Annotated in this window: 14 protein-coding genes and 2 pseudogenes; 6 read left to right on the forward strand and 10 right to left on the reverse strand. The window is 66.2% G+C overall.

The genetic code is table 11. The features are described 5' to 3' along the window. Positions 1 to 839 precede the first annotated feature (839 nt). Positions 840 to 1,949, forward strand: a complete 1,110-nt coding sequence (locus tag ACZ4LX_RS21915; RefSeq protein WP_467637864.1) for a hypothetical protein — start codon at positions 840 to 842, stop codon at positions 1,947 to 1,949. Between the two features lie 587 nt (positions 1,950 to 2,536). Here the strand turns inward: ACZ4LX_RS21915 and ACZ4LX_RS21920 are convergent. From ACZ4LX_RS21920 to ACZ4LX_RS21965, 10 genes and pseudogenes are all read right to left on the reverse strand, one after another. Continuing rightward, positions 2,537 to 3,210 (reverse strand): annotated as a pseudogene (locus tag ACZ4LX_RS21920) (nucleotidyl transferase AbiEii/AbiGii toxin family protein). Next, a pseudogene (locus ACZ4LX_RS21925) lies at positions 3,207 to 3,569 on the reverse strand (transcriptional regulator). Before ACZ4LX_RS21925 ends, ACZ4LX_RS21920 begins: the two co-directional pseudogenes overlap by 4 nt. A gap of 268 nt (positions 3,570 to 3,837) precedes the next feature. Next, positions 3,838 to 5,103, reverse strand: coding sequence for an ATP-binding protein (locus ACZ4LX_RS21930; protein ID WP_467637867.1), 1,266 nt, complete (start codon positions 5,101 to 5,103; stop codon positions 3,838 to 3,840). 291 nt (positions 5,104 to 5,394) lie between these two features. After that, on the reverse strand, positions 5,395 to 5,751 hold the full coding sequence (locus tag ACZ4LX_RS21935) for a hypothetical protein (protein WP_467637870.1): 357 nt from the start codon (positions 5,749 to 5,751) through the stop codon (positions 5,395 to 5,397). 17 nt (positions 5,752 to 5,768) lie between these two features. Next, on the reverse strand, positions 5,769 to 10,514 hold the full coding sequence (locus ACZ4LX_RS21940) for a putative T7SS-secreted protein (RefSeq protein ID WP_467637873.1): 4,746 nt from the start codon (positions 10,512 to 10,514) through the stop codon (positions 5,769 to 5,771). Between the two features lie 3 nt (positions 10,515 to 10,517). Continuing rightward, complete coding sequence (locus ACZ4LX_RS21945) at positions 10,518 to 11,168, reverse strand: hypothetical protein (protein WP_467637876.1); 651 nt, start codon at positions 11,166 to 11,168, stop codon at positions 10,518 to 10,520. After that, complete coding sequence (locus tag ACZ4LX_RS21950; protein WP_467637879.1) at positions 11,165 to 11,623, reverse strand: hypothetical protein; 459 nt, start codon at positions 11,621 to 11,623, stop codon at positions 11,165 to 11,167. The genes ACZ4LX_RS21945 and ACZ4LX_RS21950 overlap by 4 nt, the downstream gene beginning before the upstream one ends. Positions 11,624 to 12,398: 775 nt before the next feature. Then, complete coding sequence (locus ACZ4LX_RS21955) at positions 12,399 to 12,893, reverse strand: hypothetical protein (RefSeq protein ID WP_467637882.1); 495 nt, start codon at positions 12,891 to 12,893, stop codon at positions 12,399 to 12,401. Positions 12,894 to 12,902: 9 nt separating this feature from the next. Then, positions 12,903 to 14,381, reverse strand: a complete 1,479-nt coding sequence (locus tag ACZ4LX_RS21960) for an RNA-directed DNA polymerase (RefSeq protein WP_467637885.1) — start codon at positions 14,379 to 14,381, stop codon at positions 12,903 to 12,905. 98 nt (positions 14,382 to 14,479) lie between these two features. Beyond that, the gene (locus ACZ4LX_RS21965) at positions 14,480 to 15,505 is read right to left on the reverse strand and encodes a tetratricopeptide repeat protein (RefSeq protein ID WP_467637887.1); all 1,026 of its coding nucleotides are present in this window, start codon (positions 15,503 to 15,505) and stop codon (positions 14,480 to 14,482) included. Positions 15,506 to 16,070: 565 nt separating this feature from the next. On the opposite strand from ACZ4LX_RS21965, the gene ACZ4LX_RS21970 reads away from it, so the two are divergent. The 5 genes from ACZ4LX_RS21970 (at position 16,071) to ACZ4LX_RS21990 (ending at position 20,645) form a co-directional block, all read left to right on the forward strand. After that, positions 16,071 to 16,256, forward strand: coding sequence for a hypothetical protein (locus tag ACZ4LX_RS21970; RefSeq protein WP_467637890.1), 186 nt, complete (start codon positions 16,071 to 16,073; stop codon positions 16,254 to 16,256). A gap of 126 nt (positions 16,257 to 16,382) precedes the next feature. Then, positions 16,383 to 18,290 carry a nucleotidyltransferase domain-containing protein gene (locus tag ACZ4LX_RS21975; RefSeq protein ID WP_467637892.1) on the forward strand — a complete coding sequence of 636 codons (1,908 nt, stop codon included), beginning with the start codon at positions 16,383 to 16,385 and terminating at the stop codon, positions 18,288 to 18,290. Beyond that, the gene (locus ACZ4LX_RS21980; RefSeq protein ID WP_467637895.1) at positions 18,287 to 19,405 is read left to right on the forward strand and encodes a hypothetical protein; all 1,119 of its coding nucleotides are present in this window, start codon (positions 18,287 to 18,289) and stop codon (positions 19,403 to 19,405) included. Before ACZ4LX_RS21975 ends, ACZ4LX_RS21980 begins: the two co-directional genes overlap by 4 nt. Continuing rightward, positions 19,386 to 20,177: an SDR family NAD(P)-dependent oxidoreductase gene (locus tag ACZ4LX_RS21985; protein WP_467637898.1), complete on the forward strand. Its 792-nt coding sequence runs from the start codon at positions 19,386 to 19,388 to the stop codon at positions 20,175 to 20,177. The genes ACZ4LX_RS21980 and ACZ4LX_RS21985 overlap by 20 nt, the downstream gene beginning before the upstream one ends. 30 nt (positions 20,178 to 20,207) lie before the next feature. Continuing rightward, positions 20,208 to 20,645, forward strand: a complete 438-nt coding sequence (locus ACZ4LX_RS21990; protein WP_467637901.1) for an NUDIX hydrolase — start codon at positions 20,208 to 20,210, stop codon at positions 20,643 to 20,645. Positions 20,646 to 20,656: the final 11 nt, after the last annotated feature.

Consider the following 20,656-nt stretch of genomic DNA (forward strand, 5'->3'; position numbering starts at 1 on the left):
TTGAGACGTCAGACATCTCGATCAACAGCCCGGGGGCCTCGCTCGTTGCACTTCACGGCCCATCACCCGATCGGGGGCCAACTCGAAGAGGCTCATTGAGCAGGGCCTTTATCAAAGAGCGGGTGACGAGAATCGAACTCGCGCTCTGAGCTTGGGAATCACCCTGTCTTCAGTCTTCCCTGTGTGACCTGACCTGCAAAACGCAGTCGCACAGCATCTTTCGACCCCTGGTGGGTGCTGCTGCTTACCGCTGTCAACCACTCTGACTGGCACGAAGTGGCACGGCCGGTCCCGGATGCAGGTCCAGGCGACATTGGTTGGTGTTGTCGACCGGGAGGCCAGGGCGTCGGGTATCGATGTGGGTCACCGCGATCGGTGTCGGGACCAGACCGGGGGAGGCCGGGCTCGGATCGGGGGCGTGGGGTGGCGGCGGTTGCGGTGGAGGTGTCGACCGGATGCAGGCGGGTTCCGGACAGGCCCGGCTGCGCTGTGTACAGAGGCAGGTGAGGCGGGAGGGGCGACGAGAAAGAGCAGTCGGCATGACAGCGGCTTCAACTGTTGGTTTGCCCTGTGCACCGGGCGAACAGAGTGAGCCTCCGTGCCCGAGCGGCAGGTGAGGCGAGCGCCGAAACGGCTGGCCGACAGCGTTCTGCCGGGCCGTACTTCTGGGACATTGAGTATCGAATTTCGGACCCGCTGCACGCCGCCGGGGTGTACGCCCTGCCGTTCTGAGAAGCCGCAGGAGGGCTGAGCCCAGGCCCCGCGGTACGTGTCGGGCAATCGCACTCAAGCACCGGATCGCGCAGGCAGTACCGACCTCATCAACAGGAGGCACGCCCATGCACGTCCGCACCTCACGTCTGTCGAGCAGACCCGTCCGGGCCGTGATGCTCGTTCTGGGCATGGTGGCCGCTCTTCTGGCCGCAGCTCTACCCGCAGCCGGCCCCGCACGCGCCGCTGTGCCCGACCGCTGGGGTTTCGCGTACCTGGACAACGCGACACCGCCCGCAGGCTACGCACCCGACCCCTCGCGCCAGTGGGGCAGTTGGGCCTCCCCCTCCGTAAATCCCGTCAAGGTCGACCAGATCGGTCTCGGGTCGTACGTGGTGCACTTCCCGCTGATCGGCGGACCGGATGGCATTGCCCACGCCACCGCGGTGAACAGCGCTGCCCACTGGTGTCAGATCGCCGACTGGAAGACCGTGGGACCCGGTCAAGACGTGTACGTGAACTGCTACCTCCCCAGCGGTGCACCGGACAACTCCACCTTCACAGTCCTCTACACGAGCAGCAGTGGACTGCCCACCACACCCTCCGGTTCGTACGGCTACCTGAACTCGGACAGCAGCGGCACCGTCCTCACCCAGTACAACTCCGCAGGCTCCGCCAACGCGGTGAGCAAAGGCTCGACGGGCATCTGGAAGGCGTGGCTGCCCTCTCTCGGGCTGTCCAGCTACGCTGGCGATCTCCAGGTCACCGCGGTGGACCCGAAGCAGGGAGCGCGGTGCAAGGTGTCCGACTGGACACCGGGGACGGCGGGGCAGACCGTGATCGTTGCCTGCTACGACGCGTCCAACAAGCCGTACGACACCGAGTGGACTCTGAGTTACTCCTATCTGCGAGCGGTACACGGTCCGGCCTTTCCGCCGAAGTCCTTCGGGTACCTCTGGTACAACGGGTCGCTGCCCGCGCTGACCAACTACAACTCCAGCGGAGCCACCAATAGCCTCGGCGGCTCGGGAGCGCCCTTCACGGTCACCATGCCGTCGGTGGCCGTCCCGTCGGACACCGCCCAAGTCACTGCTTACGGAAGCAGCGCCGACTACTGCGGCCTGTACAGGCCCTGGGACAGGACCAGTGGTTCCGTCCGGCTCTACGTGGCGTGCTTCGACCCCGGCGGAGCGCCGGTGAAGACACCGTTCTTCGCTGCCTACACCTCGGCGCTCTGACCTGAGGCACAGCTGCGACCGGAGCGCGTCCCTGGAAGCGCGCGCTTCGAGCACTCCTGAGTCGGCCGGCGAGCGGCAATCGGGCGGTGCGCCGGTCTCGACGTGTCGGAAGCGTCGGCCCGCCGGCCGGCCCGACCGGATGTAGCCCAGAAGTAGTCGAACGAGAGAGCCGTGCCGATCCACAAGCATGCGGACCACGAGTGGCAGCGTGAGGCTGTCGGCGGGTTGGACCGGAGCCACGGGCTACCCGCGAAGAGTGGTGCGACCAGCGGAAGGACGGGACAGGGGGTGCTGAGGTGGTGCGCGGTTCCTGAACGTGTTGAGACAACGATGTAGGTCCCGGTCTCCGACCGGGGCCTACATCAAAGAGCGGGTGACGAGAACCGAACTCGCGCTCTGAGCTTTGGAATCAATGGTTCTTGGACTGGCGCAGTCGCCCTGACCTGCATGTTTGCCCGGTCCAGGTGAGGTCGGCGAGGTCTCTGGGAGCCGCACTTGACCGCTGATGTGCTCCGCAGGGCACGGATGGGGCACGACGGCCGAGGGGCGATCAGCCCCCTCTCGCGTAGTCGGCATTCGGCGAGCCATCAGCCTTTGTGCGGGGACGCGAGCTCGTGAAGTCGTTCCCCGATGTCGTCGGCCCAGGTCTGTGCCCACTGACGTAGCCCGGCGATCGCGTCGTCGTCGAGTCCGTAGGCGGCGAATTCGGTGTCATCGATCCAGTCGGCTCCACCCAGCTGAGCTTGGAGCTCGCTGAGATCGAAGGAGTCCCGGGCGTGGCGCCGTCCGAGTTCCTCGAGTTCGACCGGGGTTCCTACGGCCCGTGGCGGCCTGCACGTCGATAAGGTCCCTGGCGAGTCCGCGGTCGGCCAGGGCGCGGACTTTCGTGCCCACGACATCTTCGAGGGACAGCACCAAGCCGTGCTCGGTGTTTACGGGTGGCCGCCAGAGTACTTCCTTGAGGATGTCGACCTCGCACTCTTCACGGCTGACAGGGTCGGTGACGATCAGGCGCGCGGACAGCGGGTCCGCTTCCAGAGCACTGACCTGCCACCCCACGCTGCTCCAAGCCGATGCGTATGGCAGTCGCAATGTTGTCCATGCACTCGAGGTTTTCGGTCGCGACATCGAGGTCCTGGCTGAGCCGATCGACCAGACCGTGCGCCTGGACTGCGTAGCCACCGGTAAGCGCCAGAGGATATGCGCCACCTACGGCGAGCACGTCTGCAAGCAGGCGACGGTGCAGACCGGTGAGGTTCACGCAGCGGCCTGGGTACTGTGAGCCAGCTCGTCGAATGAGCGTTCCCAGACTTCACGGACATCACGGCTGATCAGCGTGCGCAGTGTAGGCCACAGGCTGACGAGAAGGCCGCGATTGAGGTATTGGATCGGATCGTCGTGCTGGCCCTCGGCCAGGGCGATGCGGTATTAGCTCATCCGTAGACGTGGCTGGTCAAGGTCGAACGTGGTCAGTCCGGACCATGCCAGGTGGAGCGGCAGGCTCACTGTGCCGTGCTCGGGGCCGGCGAGCTCGGAGAGCGCTGCGGGCGCGCGCCGGGCGATCTTGGCACGGCTGAGATCGGAAAGGCTGGGCTGTGATGCCGTACGTCGATTATCCAGGGAGAGGCCGGAGAAGCCGACCGGACGGTGACAAGGTGCCACATACGAGGAAGCCCCGGGCCGCTGGCCTGGGGCTATTTCATGGAGCGGGTGACGAGAATCGAACTCGCGCTCTGAGCTTGGGAATCACTTGGCACTCGGACCCTAATGTGCCGCCTGAACTGCGGGAACAAGGTCATGCTTCCCGGATCCGAGTGTCGTATCGGCACCTGTGGTGACCGCTCCATACCGCTCCTACTGGCACGTAGTGGCACGGCCTGTCACAGATTCAGGTCCAGGCGCCATGGAGGTCCTCCGGCGTGAGGGTGGGGACGTCGGCGGTGCAGCCGTTGCGGGTGACGGCAAGCAAGGGGGTGGTGTCGTCGGCGCCGGGGAGCTGTGAGCGGTGGGTGATGAGGCGGGCGAGGTCGCGGTTGTCGAAGGGCTTCTTCTCCAGCCACTTGACCGAACCCACGAGGGTGATCTTCTTGGCGATGGGGGCGCGGTCGGCGCCGACGATGTCGATCTCCGGGTCGTTGGTGCGGGTCCAGTAGCCGCCGATGGCATCGGTGTCCGCAGGTAGCTGCCCGTCGTCGGAGCCCAGTCGCCACAAGGCTTCGCGGATGACGGGCTCGATGGCCCTGCCCCGCCAGGACGTCCAGCTGGCGCGGATGGTGTCGAGGACGCGGTCGCCCCGGCCGCGTTCGATCGCGGGGATGCCGGGGCCGATGAAGGAGAGCCAGAAGCGCAGGTACGGGTCGTCGATGCGATAGCGGGTTTCACGGCTGGGTTTGGTGGAGAGGGGCAGTTCCGCGGAGACCATGCGGCGGGAGGTGAGGAGCTCCAGCGAGCGGGATACCGAGCTGGGGTTGAGGCCGCCGGCGGCTCTGCCGATCAGGGTGAAGGTGCGTTCGCCGTGGCCGATGGCGCCCAGGACGGTGCGGGCTTGCGCCTCGGCGGGGAACTCGGCGGCCAGGGACCGCTCGCCGCTGACCAGCAGGGCGGAGGTCGGCCTGCGCAGGGCCAGTTCGAGGTAGTCCCACAGTCCGGCGCCCTGTGGCCATTCCTCCAGGATGAGCGGGAGACCGCCGGAGATCAGGTAGGCGTCGAAGGCGTCGGCGGGCGGCAGATCGAGCATCGCGGCGACCTCTGCCGGATTCAACGGCGGCACCACCAGTTCGGTGCCCCGCTGATAGAAGGGCCTCCCGTAGGTGTTGAGCTGTTCCATCATGGCGATGTCGGAGCCGATGAGGATGAGCAGAACGGGCAGTTTCGACAACGTCCGGTCGAATGCCTTCTGCAGTGTCCCTTCGAAGCTCGGGTCCTCGCGTACGAGGTAAGGCATCTCATCGAGGACCACCACGCTGGGGGAGTCGGCGGGCAGCGCGGAGGCGAGCATGGTCAGTGCGGCGTCCCAGGTCAGCGCGGCGGCGAAATCACTGAACCGCGCCGCATCGGGAAGCCGGGAAGCGGCCACCTCGGCGGCGAAATCAGACAGATCCTCCTCCCGGGAGCCGCCGACGGCGGTGATACGCGTGGAGATTCTGGGCAACACGAAAGCCCCGGGCCGCTGGCCTGGGGCTTTTCCATGGAGCGGGTGAACGCTTGGTACTTCATCGTCCGCACCGCTGTGTCGAAGCGTGGCCCGCGCAGGCCCTCGACGCCCATCCGGTCCGCCACCGAACGCGACTGCTCACGCACCCCAGTCCGCGCCGGAGTCCCAGCCCATGTCCTCCGGCCGGCCGTCCAGTCCCCGGCGTCCTCGCGCCCGGTCGGGGAGGGATTTCGGAGTGTACATACCGAAGACCGGCGTGCCCGGGGTCCCGTCCGTCCCGCGAACGTACTTCTACGAATGGGCCAGGATTACCGCCCGCTCGCGTTCGTACATCTCGATTGCTCGCGGATCCCCGTCGTAGTAGGCCTCCCAAAAACCGGCCTCGTTCCAAGATTCTGGACACAGGGAGAAGGATCCGGATTCGAGCTGGAAGTATCGCCAGGTCGGCGGCAGAGAGTGGGAAGTGACGGTGAAAATTCGGGTGTCGAAGAGCGCGGACTGCCTCAGCCCGCCCTCAATGAATTCGATGCGGAAAGAGCTGGCCATTTTGAAACGAGTGGAGATTTCGAGAACCGCGTACTCATGTCCATTAGTGAGGGTGGCGATCCCCTGTGTGATTTTGGGGTCCGTGGTGTTGTCGATGTTCACTCGAACGCGCATGCGCCTTACCTTCTGTTCATGATTACCTTGTAGTCGTAATTCAAAACCCGCCCCGTTTCGGGATTGTAATAATAATGCACCTGGAAGTCCCCGTAAGGTGACTGGTGCGTCCTGGTGGTGTATTTACCCCAGTCGCTGAGATTGCTTCCGTCCGACGTCATGGCCTCACGCACTGCGGGGTTGCCGATCTTTTCTCCATCGATCACCCGCCGTGAGTCGGCGATAGCATCGGGCGTGAGCCAGCCGTTCTCATTGAAGATGGAGCCGGCTGATTCTCTGCGCAGTTGTTCGGCGAGCCGCTGGCCCTCGGCCGAGCCCGGCACGAAGTTCTCGTTGACATCCTTGCCCTCCCGCCCTGTGTCGTTCAGACAACGAGGTGCCAGGCCCAGGGGGTCGGACCATGTGTGTGGGTTGTGGACGTACGTCGACGGGTTGGGGGCCGGGGCCAGCCCCAGGGGGTCCGGTGTCGTGTAGCGGGCTGTTTCCGGGTCGTAATGCCGGTGGTGGTTGTGGTGGAGGCCGGTTTCGGGGTCGTAATACTGGCCCGGGAATCGGAGAGGCGTGTACGCGGTGCTGCGCCTGGCCCAGGTGGTGGTGCCCCAGAGGGTGGTTCGGGTGTGCCAGGCCAAAGAACCCGTTTCGTCGACGAGTTCGGTGGGTGCGCCGACCAGGTCGGTGACGATGGCGAAGAAGCGTTCGTCCACTGTGTGCTGGGAGGAATCGGCGGAGAGGATGCGTTCGGTCTGGGCCAGGGGGCCGAGCCCTTGGTGGTCCCAGGTGAGGACGATGGGCCGGGGCAGTCCGGTTGCGGTGGTGACTTGTTCGCAGAGGGTGGTGCCGTCCCACGTGAAGCGGGTCTCCTCGACCACGGTCCGGTGGTCGTCACCGAGGCGCTCCTTGGCGATTCGGCGGCCAAGCGGGTCGTAGTGGTACCGCCATCGAGAGCCGTCCGGGGTGGTGGCGGCGGTCATGCGGTCTTCCGCGTCCCATTCGTAGCGCCAAGTGTCGGGCTTGCGGGAGAGTCTGGCCTTTTGGCGCAGGGTGATGCGGCCGGCGGCGTCGTGCTCGTACCGCGTGTTCCCAGCACGGGTGATAGTGGTTCCCGTGTACGAACGGAGACCGGTGGCGTCGTGGCCCGGGTGGGATGAGGGCCACGTGGCGGCGGTTTGGTTGCCGGCGGCGTCGTAGGCGTACGCCTCGTTCCAGTCGGCAGCCGTGACCCGGGTGACGCGGCCGGCGCCGTCCAGGTCGAAGCGGTGGGACCCGTTGAGGCTGTCGTCCAGACCGGTGAGGTACCCGTCGGTGCGGTAGGCGTAGGCGCGTGTGTTCAGCGTGGTGCGGTCGCGGCCAACAAGGTGCTGGGTGCTGAGTCGGCCCGCCGCATCCCAGGTGGAGGCGAGGGTAAGGGCGCCGCCGAAGGAGCGTTCTCGTTCCCGGCCGGCAGAGTCGTGGGCGAAGGTGATGCGCCGTTCACCGCAGGTCAGTTCAGCGGGCCGGCCCGCCGCGTCGTACCCGTAGGTGGTGCTTCGGCCGGTGGGGGTGACCCGGCGGGTGCGCCGTCCCAGCGCGTCGTACGCGTACGTGGTGGCACGGCCGTCCGCAAGTTCCGTCTTCACCCGCCCGGCCTGGTCGTACTGGTAGATCAGCTCGGTGCTCGGGCCGTTCGCCTGCACCAGCCGTCCTGCGGGGTCGTACGCGAATGTGGTCACCCGGCCGGCTGCGTCCTTGCGGATCACGCGGCCGAGGGCGTCGCGAGAGTAGGAGACGGTCTCCCCGAGCGGGGTGACGGAGGCTGCCATCCTCCCGGCCGCGTCGACGGTGTAACCCGCGGTGCGGCCGTCGAAATCGGTCTCGGAGACCAGTCGGCCGGCGCGGTCGTAGGCGTACGTCCAGGTGAGTCCCTGCGGGTTGGTGACCCGGGTGAGGCGCAGGTCCGCGTCGTGCGTGAACTCGTACCGGGCTCCGTCGGGATCGGTTCGGGCCGCCAGGAGATCGAAGTGGGTGTACTCGAAACGACTCGTTCCGCCGATGGGATCGGTATGGGTGAGTCGGTTGCCCTCGCCGTCGTAGGTCCACGACTCCGTGCCGCCGTCCGGGCCGGTGCGCTCTGCGAGTTCACCGTTGAGGTTCCAGCGCAGGAGGGTGACCGCTCCCAGTGGGTCGGTGACGCGCACCGGGCGGCCCAGAGAGTCCCGGTCGTAGCGGGTGGTGCCACCGAGCGGGTCGATGATCTCCACAGGCAATCCGGCAGGGTCGCAGCGGACCTTGGTCACGTTCCCCAGTGCGTCGGTGACCGAGGTGATCCGGCCCGCCGTGTCGTAGGTGTAGCGGACGGTGCTGCCGCCGGGATCAGTGACCGCCGTGCGATTGCCGTGGTCGTCGAATTCCTGCAGGCGTCGGGAGCCGTCCGGTTCCACGAGCTCGGTCACGTGCCCCAGCCGGTCCCGCATGACGCGGAGACGGGCGCCGTCCGCCTGCGTGATCCCGGAGACTCTGCCCTCCTCGTCGTAAGACAGCGTGGTGGTGTGCCCAAGCGCGTCGGTGTGCGTCAGCCGGTGCCCACGGGCGTCGAAGGTGTCGCGGGTGGTGTTGCTCAACGGGTCGGTAGTGGCCAGGACCCGGCACCTGCTGTCGACGAGATGACGGGTGGAGCGGCCGTCGGCGGTGGTGAGGGTAGTCGTCCGGTTGCCCGTGGACGGATCGGGTTCGGTGTATGTCAGGGTGAGCTGGAAGTGGCCCGCCTCACCACCCTCCGCAACGACGCGGTCCCGGTCGTCGTAAGCGTAGCTGTATCGGCTGTTGTTGGAATCGATCCACGCTGTCACCCTGCGGCGTTCGTCGTAGGCGAAGGTGAGGGCGGCGCCGGACGGTTTGGTGACGTTGGTGAGGTTGCCGTCGGTGTATCCGTAGGTGCGCAGGGGGAGGGCCGCGGTTGGGTCGGCGGTCGTGAGTCCGTTCTCGCCGGTCGTGGGGGTAAGCGCCAGGCTCGTAACGAGTCCGTCTGCCAGTGCCAGCTTCAGGTGGTGGCCGGCGGAGTGGACGAGTGCCAGGGGTGTGCCGTCGTCGGTGCGGTCGAACGTGATGGTGTTGTTGTTGCGGTCGCTGATCTCGCCGAGCCAGGCGTTACCGTCTTCGCCGGGTTCCGTTCCGGGCGGGGCGTCGAAGTGGCGTATGAGGCCGGTGTCGGGGTCGGTGAGCGTGTAGTCGCCGTATGCGTCGCGTTCCAGGGTGCTGCGTGAGGTGCCGGTTTCGGGGCGGGTCGGAAGGCCGGGGACGGGGTGGGGGTAGGTGATCAGGCGGCCGTCGTCGGTGAGGTGGATGACGCCGGTGGCGTCGATCTCCAGGCGTTCGTCGACGGTGGAGGACCAGGAGGGGCCGAAGAAGCGGCCTGCGGTGTAGCCGGATTCGACGCGGCGGGTGAAGGCGAGCGGAAGGACGCCGGGCAGGACGATGTCGGTCTGGGGCAGGAACATGCGGCCGGAGGCGAGGTCGACCGGGTCGGTGTCCTTGGTGGTGCGTTCCAGGTCGGGGCGGTTGTGGGTGCCTTCGGGGGCGTCGTCGATGAGGCGGCGTGCTTTGTTCGCGTCCTGTGCGAGGTCTGCGAGTTCCTTCGCGGTCCGGGCTCCCTTGACTGCGGCGCCTCCGCCGCCGGTCGCGGCGGTGAGGACCAGGTCGGGGACGAGGCGGCCGAGTCCTTCGGCCGGGTCCTTCATGAAGTCGGTGACCATCTGCTTGCCGGTGCCCCAGGGGTCGTTGGCGACCTGGACGAGTCCGGCGGCGGTGTTGTTCAGCGCGAGGGCGTACTCGGCGGGGTGGGTGAGGTTGTACGGGTCCATCGGGTTGACGGTGCGTACGAAGTTGAGGAGCCCGGCTGTGCCCTTGGCGATCCCGCCGACGAAGTGCGTGTTCATGATCTGGGTCTCGGCGAGCCCGTCCATGGCCTGCTCGGCGTAGCTCGGCTTCTTCGGCGCGGCGTCGCGCGCGGCGGCCACCGCGGTGCGGGCGGTCTCGGCTGCGGTGTTGCGTTGCGTACGGGCTTCCGCCAGGAGTCGCTGTGCTTCCTCCATGCGGGCCTTGCCGGGGTCGGTGAACTCGCCGGGCCTTGGCGGCAGGGTGGCGGGGTCGCGTTTGTCGGCGGGCAGGGCGTTGTACGTGTCGACGGCCTTGTTGAACGTGTCGCACTTTTCCTTGTGGGCGTCCATCGCCTCCTCGGAGGCTTTGGTGCCCGATTTCCACTTGTCGATCGCCAACTGGGCCTGGCCCTGGGCCCATTCGACCGTCCCGGCGAATGACTCCAGCGCCCCTGCGGCCTTCTCGAAGGCGTCGGAGGCCTTGAACCACTTCGGCGGCTCGATGGAGACCGAGTCCCGGAACGCGTCCGCCGTCTTGCCCTTGAGCTCGGAGGCGTCCAGGCCCTTGAGCCCGCCGCCGACGTTGTCGAGAGCACCTTGCAGGTTCTTCAGGTGCGTGGCGGTCGAGCGGATTTCGGACGGGCTGCCGTAGATCAGCTTCTTCTTGTCCTCGGTCTGCCCGAGGTCCATCTCCTCGACCTCGGCGCCCATCCGGTTCGCCACCGAACGCGACTGCTCACGCACCCAGTCCGCGCCGGAGTCCCAGCCCACGTCCTCTAGCCGGTCGGCCGTCCAGTCCCCGGCGTCCTCTACCCGATCACCGACCCACTTCGTGCCGTCCTCGACGGCGTCCTCGATGACGTCCGGAGTCAGATCGCTGACAAGATCCCCGAGTCCCATGGTTCAGTTGCCCCCGTTGTCCTGCTGCTGTTGCCGGGCCCGCTCCTCGGGCGAGGGCCCGAACGTCTCGTCCACCGACCGGTCGAACGTTTCCTGGTCGATGCCGAGCAGGTTGTTCATCAGGTCGCTCTGCCGGCCGCCGTTGCCCTCGGTCACCAGTGCCCGGCCGGTGTCCTTCCAGGTCTGCCCGGCCTCGTCCGCGGCCCGCTGGAACGACTCGGGGCTGTAGTCGGGGCTCAGGTAGTCCGGGGTGAGCACGTCCCCCCAGCCCTGCTTGACGATGTCGGCCTCGGACGCGTTCGGATTGCCCACACCGGCGTTGACCACGATCTTCAGCGTGCCCTCGATGTACTTCTCTTCCTCCCACAGGACCCCGGCGGACAGGCACAGCTTCGCCGCGATGGCGTTGGCGTCCTGGACCAGCGCCCGGACCCCCCACTCCCACCGCTCGCAGAAGTCCTCGAACGTCACCGACAACCCATAGTGACCGGCCTCCATACCGGTCATCGACAGGCCCGACACCCCCTTGCCCAGGACCGCCCCGGTGCCGGAACCGATCTCCTCCAGCTCGTCCACCGCCGCCCGCAGACCACTGGTGATCTTCTTGACGCTCGCCGGATCTATGTGCAGATCCCCCGCACCGCCGCCGCTCATCGCCCCTGCCCTTCACCGTGGCCCGGTACGACAGCCGAAGCCTCCGCGTCCTGCTCGTCGATGGCGACCGCATCCGGAACGATCCCCGCCACCGGCGGGAAGAACATTGACCCGTCGGGGTCGGCGATGTTCACCGCGACCCCCGCCGGCACCCCCATCGCCGGAACGATCTCGTCCAGCAACCGTGCACCCCGCAACTCCGCGAACTCCCACGACCGCCCGGCGCCCCCGCCACCGTCGAGTGCGTTCCGCGCCTGAGCGAACCGGGCCAACGCCACCTCGTCCGTGAACCCGCACACCCAGCGGACTCCGCCGGACTCCGCGGTCCACAACCCGCCGCCGTCGATGGGCACCAGCACCAACGCCCGCCGGAACTCCCCCAGCAGCGCCCGCGGATCACCCACCCCGGCCCGCTGGTCCGCTATCCGCTCCGCTAGCACTGTCCCCTCGGCCATGAAGCCCCCGTTCACCATCCGCCGATCGGTCCCGAACACCGTAGAACACCACGCCCGCGCACGGATCGGCAGTTCCGTCGGCCATGGCTGCTTTCGGCCGGCGGGGGCGTGAAGGTTGAGCGAGGCCAGGAGCACCGGCGGCGGACAGCCTGTCCCACGCGGCCACCGCGCTGGGTGACAGTTCCGGCGTTCTCAGTGCACACCAGGGCGCCGTGAGCACAGCTCACGGTAGACATACCGTGGGCCAGACAACAAAGAAGCCCCCGGCCGCTGGCCTGGGGCTTTTTCATGGAGCGGGTGACGAGAATCGAACTCGCGCTCTGAGCTTGGGAATCAACGGTGGTTGGTCTCGTGAATAGCGTCTGACCTGCAGGAACGCGCACCGGTGGCATTGGCCCGACTGCTTCGTCAGCCCCCTGGTGACCGCTGTTTACCGTCCCCACTGGCACGTTGTGGCACGAGCTCCCGTGTGGACAACCGCCCGGACGGGCGTCCGGTCTGGGCTGCGTGGCCGATGGTGATCGCCGGGTGGCGACTATCAGGATGAGGTTGCTCCGATGGGCCGGCGGCAGACGCAGCAGGCCCAGCTCTGAGGGCGGCCTGGTGCGGTGTGGCCGGTCGTAACCAGGTGGTCAGGTCGACTGCGTGGGCACAGTGGGGGTCGGGTGCGTCCTTCACCCGGCGATTCGAGCAGGTAGGTGCGCAGAGAAAGAGGGTTTTGCCCGTTGTCTGCGGTAGGCAAGTGCAATGCGCCCATGCGGTTGGGGAAGGTGTGTCACTCATCATCTTGGCTATACGAGGTGATCCCAGCGTCGATTCTCTTCGAGGCGCGATCGAAAAAGCGATTAGGAACGGGCTCATCGCTTGAGACGATGGCTTCACGGCGTTCGAAGAGGTCCCGCACAACCTTCTCTAGCTCTGGCTCAGTTTTAGACTGAGACATTGCGATCTCCAGGCGCGCAGCGTGCCTCAGATTCGTGTATTTTCGAGCCGACTCCCTGTAGGAGCTGGCTTGCTTCCCTGATCCGATGAATGCGGCGGTAGCCGCAACAGCTCCAGAAACGGCAGATACGGGGCCGCCAATCTTTATTGAGTAAAAGGCGGTTATCATTCCGGCCAGTGCGGCAACGAGCGCCGGCAAGAAGACTATGATGCGGCTCCAGAAGTCGGCAGATTTCGCTGCCTCGAAGTAGGACTGGGCACTGTAATTCGCATCAGTGCTCAACGTGGTGAGAAGGCCCACGGAAGGAGATGGAGCTGGTGTCATCATGACTGCCTTTCATATCACTGGGACTTTTGGAGACGTGTCGAGATAGGAAGCAGTTAGGCCGAGTGCATCTTTATGCTGGGCGATGGAAGTGAAGAGTCTTTTGGGATAGTAGCCCGATTCGTACATCCCGACCATCAAGGCACGTCTCATCGAGTCCTCTTGCTCGTTCTCGAATCGGTGCTTCATTAGCATTCCGCTGGATAGGCTTCCCGATCGGGCAATGTAGCGCACCGCAAATTCGCGGGGCAAGCTTCCTCTGTTTTTGTCTTCCAGAATTTGCCATGCGGCGTCAATTATTCGGGCGTCCTTGATGCCATATTTCAGGGCCATTCGAAGAACCTGGAACTGCGAGTACGGGTACGGTGAGATCTCGCCGCTGCTCATCATGGAAGCTAGTTTGGTGGCAACCTCGCCATCTCTTCCATCAATGAACTTTGCCATGTAAGCAAAGATTTCTTTAGACATGTGAGGGTGCCTAGTGGCATTATCTAGGACCCAAGGAAGGGCGTAGTCGTCGTTCAGTCGCTTAAGCCTGTTAATGGCAAATCGAAGATCTCGGACGGAAATTTGGTCCCGTTCCAGTACGGTATCGAAATATTTGCGAACCAGATCGGATCTGCCGGGGTTTCCAACGGCTATCCCGTACTGAATGGCATCTTTTTCGGCGTCGCTGAAATAGTTGATCGCACTTGATGTGTTCATTATGTCTGTCTTCTGAGTTGCCATGCTCAGGCGTCGTGAGCGTAGGACGTCATTTATCTGCAGGAGTGAATCTCTGAGCTCCCAAAAATCTGACCCGAATAGGTACATGTCATCTGAGTACCTTAGGGAGCGCACGCCCCTGCGGCGCAACAATTCATCGACGGGGAGCAGGTACAGGTTAGCCAAAATACCGGATGCATCGGATCCCTGCGGAATTCCCCATGCGCTATGGAAAGATTGAAAAGAATCCAAATATATTCGGAGCTTATTGACCCACTCGACCTGACCGGTTGCGGCCTCTAGGTCCTCTGTGAGGGTCTCAAGGTGGATGCTCTCGTAAAAGGATGTTACGTCTGTTCTTGCCGCATAGTGATTCGGATTTTTGATCAAATGTCGAGAGGCCGCCTTTTGCATTCGCAGCCACATTTTGATTGGATCGCGGAACGTAAAGCTGAGTCGATTCCATCTGTAACTATAGACAGAAGGGAAGATTTCTTTGTCTACGGAGTGAGCCAACCCGAAAACGAGGGACTCGTAGAGGATTCTGTCGCGAATTGAAAAACGCACTAGTGGGCGAACTGAGACCGGATCTTTAGGGAGATTTATAATCTCGATGCTTCGGATCCGAGTTTTATCTTGCGCGAGGTCGTCCCTGATCGCGTTGTGCAGAGACGGCCAGAAGCGTGAGATATCGTCCAGGCCGATGACATCTGGAAGTTCTTCCAGATAGCGGCCCTTATAGTGGTTTTTCCATGTAGCGTCAAGTATGCGAGCTACGTTGAGCATTGTCCCCCCAAGCTCCACATATCGACTGATGTCGTGGTGGAATACTAACTGGGTATCAGATATGGGCTGAGGCGGTGCTGTGGTGTGACGCGAGGGCTTCAGCCCGTGACGCGGGCTGCCTGTTCGCGGAGCTCCTGGGCCTCCGGGACTCCGCTGTAGCGACGCAGTCGTACACGCATGTCCTGGAGTGCGGCCTGAACCTTTACCGAGCGGATGCCGTCGGCGCAGTCGAGGAAGTCGCTCCAGGTGGCCACGGCGCCGTCGACGTCACCTTGGCGGAGGCGGACGCCGCCGAGGTCGGCGAGGACGATGGCGCGGGTGCGGCGGCGGTCGAGGCCGTGGATGTCGAGGGCGAGGTGGAGGTGTTCCTCGGCGGCGTCGAGGTCGCCGAGGCGGGAGAGAATCATGCCGGACTCGTGGGCCCAGCGGCCGGGGGAGTAGTGGGCGGCCCAGGAGTCGCCGGCTGCGGCGGTCGGCTTGCCGATGGCGGTCTCGGACAGGGCGAGGTGCTTGGTCGCCATGCGGCGGTCGTCGTCCTGGGCGGCGGCGTTTGCGAGGGTGGCCTCGTAGTAGGCGATGGCCCGCGGGTTGTCGAGCTGGTGACCGTACTCCACGCAGGCTTCGCCGAGCTGGACGGCTTCGGCGCGATAGCCGAGGTCTACGCACTGGACGGCGAGACCCCGGAGAGCCGTTGCCGACAGTTCCGGATCGCCGGCCTCGGCGGCCAAGCGGAAGGAATGCGCGTAGTAGCGCTGGGCGAGGCCGCGCAGCTCTGGGGTGTCGCCTTCGTCCTGTGCCATCCAGCCGGCGAGGTGGACGAGCTGGGAGGTCGCGGCGAACAGGTCGCGGCCGGTGGCTTCGGTGAAGTGGCCTTCCAGCCAAGGGGCGACGTCTTGGGTGAGGTAGCGGACGGCCAGGTGGCGGGCGTGCCCGCCACCGAGTTCGGAGGCGGAGTCGCCGAGGGCCTTGACCATGTGGCGTACGGCGGCCACCTCGCCCTGGCCGACGCGGACGGCTCCGGGAAGGGCGGTCTTGGTTCGGCGGGTGATGCTGTCCATGTCGGGCAGGCCGAGTGCGGACAGCGCGTATCCGCTGGAGGCGAGGATGAACTCCCGGCGTTCCACGTCGCTCCTTCCCAGGTGCAGGACTGATGCAACGGTATCTGTGTGGGGTGCCACAGGCGTGGGCTCCGAGAGGTTGATCGCCTCGGGATCCAGTGCCAGCACCTGGGCGATGTAGGGCCACCAGTGGCCGGGGGTTCGTTCGCCTTCTATCCACCGCCGGGCGTGCTGACGCTGCAGGCGGCGCGGGTCACCGCATTCGGCGAGGCCGAGAGCACGAGCCAACTCCGATGGCCCCCAGCCTCGTTCATGGCAAGCCCGCTTGATCAGTTCCGCGACGGCCGGGTTCTTCGGCACCCCGTCACCCTCTCCACCTGGATTACGCGGGATTACGCAGGACTACATCCTGGGCCCTGTCCCGTGAGTGCGGACCGTCGTTCACTGAACATCACCCCGCAGATCTCCGATTGGCTCGAATAGGCCCTGTTCAGGGCCTATTGGTGCCTGCCCGGACACGTTGAGAGGAACCGACGGTGGCGATGCGCAGTGACAACGCACGGACCCGCACGATCCCGCTCTCGCGCCACCCCAGCGCGGCACACGGCTCCGCGGTCCGAGAGGCGGTCCGATGAGCCGTTCCTATGTACCCGATCCGCTGGAGACCGCCCTGAGCTGGGCGTGGGCCCTCGGCACAGCTGCCGGGCTCGCGATGGTCGCACTTCTGGCCCACACCGAGCACTCCTCCGCTCAGGTGCCGTTGGCGCAGCTGATGCTCAGCTCCGAGGACGTTCCGTTGTCCGACGGCCCCGTATAGACACCCTGGCCCGTCCTTGCCTCTCGCCTCGGTTCGAGGCTCGGGGCCCCATCGAGTCCTTGCCGCAGGGCGCTCACGGCGCCCTCGCAGGCGTACCCGCTCCGCATCATCAGTGAAGGGAAGCCGATGTCCAGTCCGTACAACAGCGACACGTATCCCCTCCCCGTGTCGGTCGCGTTCAGCGGCCCCGACAACACCGGGAAGACCAAACAGATCGGAATCCTTGCCCGGCGCATGGGCCCGGCCGCGACCTCAGCAGGCCCGCTCGACCACTACGACCCCCGCTGGACCGCCATCAAGGCCGACGGCATGGCCCGCTGGTGGTTCGAGACCGGCCCGGTCGAGGAGGTCGCCGACGTCCTCGCCACCTCCTACCTGGAACGCTCCCGGCACCCCTTCTCCGCGCCGGTGCGCCTGTTGGACCGGGGCATCCCGATGCTGGAGGCGTCCGTCGCCGCGACGGTCGCTGTACGAGACGACCTGGACGCCGCGCAGGCCGCAGACCGAGCCCGACTCCTGCTTGCGCCGTACGAGACCGACCTGCGGGCCGCCGAGGAGGGCGAGCACGCCCTCGTCCTCCTGCACTGCGACGACCCGGAGGAAGGTACCCGCCGGAGCCTGGCTCACGAGGTGACCGTCACCGACATCTACGCGGCGTACCAACGTCACCTCCATGAGCAGATCAACCGCCTCGTCGGCGAGGGACGCTTCCCGATGGCGATCCGCATCAGCAATCGGCCGACCGTCGCCATCCAGGACGAGGTGCGCCGGCTCCTGGCGCCCCTGCACCCGGACGTGCCCGGCAGGGCTCTGGCAGGAGTGCACGTCACCGCGCTGGGCGGGATGTCGGAGAGCGGCAAGAGCACGGCCGGCGAGTACCTGCGCACCCAGCACGGCCACGCCCGCCTCAAGATCGGGTACCTCATTGAGGACGCGGCCGGGCGGGCGGGGATTCACGACCCGTACCGGCTGGGATCGGTCGTGCAGGCCGAGTTGATCGTGGACTCGTTGGACCGCTTCTGCCAGGCCCACCATTTCCTCGACTCCGTGAGCATCGAGTCGCTGCACGACTTCGACTCGACCTCCGAACTCGCCCGGATGCTCGGACCTCACCTCACCATCGCTTACCTGGACGCCTCCGAGGCCACACGCTCCCGGCGGGGTACCGCCGGGGCCCAGGACGTCGCCGACCGTGACCTCGTCAAATGCGCACGAGGCGCGGACAAGATCGTCTCCATCGCGCACGAGGTCATCGGCAACGACGGGCCACGCCTGGAGCTGGAGCGGCGGCTGGACCGCATCGCGCTCAACCGCCGCTGGCCGGAGCACCAGCCCTCCACAATGCCGGTCAACGCACTCGGACTCCCCGTGCACCTGGAGTCCTATCTGGCGGAATTCCTTGACCGGACCACCGGCCTGCGCCCGTTGATCGATCTGCTGGCCGTCACCGGAAGCGGTGCCCGGGGCAAGTATCAGCACGGCTGGAGCGACCTCGACGTCCTGGTCGTGGCCGACGCCTCCTCCCTCGACGAGATGCGCCAGATCCTCGCGGATCTGGCGAACGAGCTCGGTGGGGTCAAGCTGGGCATGACCGTATTGACCCGTGCCGAGTGCCAGGCCGGCGCCATCACCTCTCGACTGCTTCACGTCCTCGCTCTTATCGGCAGTGGGTCGCTGGTCCCCTTGTGGTCCACCCCTGGCCTGGCTCTGCCCGCTCCGGACGCGGCCACCGACGTGGCTGTAAGCCTGCGCGACGGCATCCAGGCCGCCATCGAGATTCGCCGCCAGTTCCTCAAGGGAAGCCCCGACCTCCGTGCCCTCTACAAGGTGACCGCACTGCTCGCGAAGATTCAGCTCCGCTTCAGTGGGATCGAGTGCCCCTCCGACAGCGACGCCCTCACCGTCCTCCTCGACGCCACGCAGCAGGACACGAGCCTGGTCACCACCGCCCGCACCGAGCCGCTCGCTGCCGAAGCGCTCGCACTCCTCGTTCTCCAGGCATGGCTGGACACCCTCCCTGGGGAGACGCGGTGAGCGCGAACGTCCGACGGCCCATGGCAGCAACGGGCGTCTTCCATAAGCCAGTGGCGACCCGGGAGCGGGCCGAAGTCGAGGCGAAGGGGTGGGCACAGCTCTCCTCCCGCATCGCGGTTCCGGCCCTTCACGGGCAGATCGCGCTACCGGACAGACAACTCCTCGCCTACGAGGACGTTTTCGCCAACGGCCGGTGCGAGCTGTTGATGGGTGATGTGATCGCCCTTGCCGACCGCGATCCGGCCGTCCAGCCCCGTCTGGCCCGCCTCGTGGACGGGGTCTGTGCCGACCTGCGAGCAGCGGCTGAGGAAACCGGGAGGAGCGTGCCGCTGGCCGAGTGCGTCCCGGACCTCTACCTCGAACGCATTCGCCCCGGTAGCCGACTGGACCGCTGGTATCTGCGCCGCGACCTGTCACTTGCCCTGCCCCACACCGATACGACCCTCAGCCTCCGGGAACTGGCTGGCTTCACCCTTACTGCCAACGGCAGACCGCTGACGTTGAACGTCGCCGACACCATCGACAATGTCCGCCTTGCCCTGGCTCCCGATCGCCGCAGGCTCGCCGTCCTCACGCAGGGCGATCCCACGGAGCCCAACATCGCCGACCCACTGTGCTGGCTCGACTTCGAGTTCGCCGGGCGCAACACCGTCGCGGGCGAGGCCGCCAACCTTCTCTGGTACCTGATGGCCCTGGGCGGCTGGCTCGTTCCCCGCTACCAGCCCGACGTGTACGCCCGCACGCTCCGCCTCGCCCTGCTGCCCCTTTCCCGCCCGCGCATCGAGCACCTGGAACTGCACCGGACCAGTCGGCACATAGATGTCCGGTACTCCTGGAACACCAGCCCCGGCCGTGCTGCGGCCATCACCCGCGCCTTGGACGGCCTCCGCAGGGAGAACGACAGTGGCCTGGAGGAGATCCGCGCCTTTCTCGCCCTGCGCGTCCTCGGCGTCATCCCGCCCTCCCGGCTGACCGGGCACGACCTCCTGCTCGTCCTGATCAAACTAGCCGAGAGCCAGGACCCGCACACGACGCTCGACACCTTCTTCACCACCGCACCGGCCCCTCACCTCCACCCCGGCGAACGGAGCAGCAATGTCCCTGCCCCTGCTTGAGACTCCTCTCCAGACCCGGCCGCTCCAGGGCCGCACCGCCCTCGTCACCGGCGGGGCCTCCGGCATCGGCGCCGAGATCGGACGAGCGCTCGCCACCGCCGGAGCAACCGTCGCGGTCAACCACCTCGGCCAGGACCCCGACGCCCACGCCCTCCTCGCCGCCTTCGAGCGCGCGGGCAGCCCCGGGATCGCGGTGAACGCCGACCTGACCGATCCAGGCAGCGTCCAGACCATGACCGACCTCGTCCGCGCCGAGATCGGACCCGTCGACATCCTGGTGAACAACGCGGGCTCCTACCCCCGCGTTGCCTGGCAGGACACCGACGAGAGCGCCTGGAACTACTCCCTCGACGTGAACCTCACCGCTCACTACCGCACTTGTCACGTGTTCACCCCCGGCATGATCGAACGCCGCTGGGGCCGGATCGTGAACATCGGCAGTGTCAACGCCCGCGCCGGCCGGACGAACCTCGTCGCGTACAGCACTGCGAAGGCAGGGCTGCTGGGACTGACCCGCTCTCTCGCCCGCGAACTGGGCCCGCACGGAATCTGCGTGAACACCGTCATGCCCGGTGCCATCCAGGTCGAGGCCGAGAACACCCTCCCCGCCCAGCACCGTGCGCGGCCGGAGGACCAGATCAAGCGCCAGTGTGTCCCGCGCCGTGGCCGGCCTGAGGATGTCGCGGCCTTGGTGGCGTTTCTCGTGGGCCCCTCCGCCTCGTTCATCACGGGGCAGTCCGTCCACGTCGACGGCGGCTGGCTGCTGCACTGAGACCACCAACAAGCAAGGAGACAAACCGAAATGATCGAACGAGTCCGCGCTGTCCTGATCACCGCCGACGACACGATGCTGGTCATCCGCCGCACCAGGCCCGGCATCCCCGAATACTGGGTCCTGCCCGGCGGCGGCGTCGAACCCAGCGACGAGTCCCGGGAGGCGGCCCTCCACCGGGAGATCCACGAGGAGATCGCGGGGAAGGCCGACATCATCCGCCTCCTCCACACGATGGAGTCCGACGACGAGCGGCAGCTCTTCTACCTCGCCCGCATCGCGACCTGGTCCTTCGACGACCGCACCGGCCCCGAGTTCAGCGCCGAAGGCCGCGGTGAATACGCGCTGGAGGAGATTCCGCTGACCGCGGAGGGGCTCGACGGTATCGACCTCAAGCCCGAGGAGATCACCCACGTCCTACGGGGAGCCATCAATGAGGGAAGCCTCGGAGTCGAGGCATCGCTCTGAACCTTTGAGTA

Source organism: Streptomyces sp. NPDC026062, from assembly GCF_055568375.1.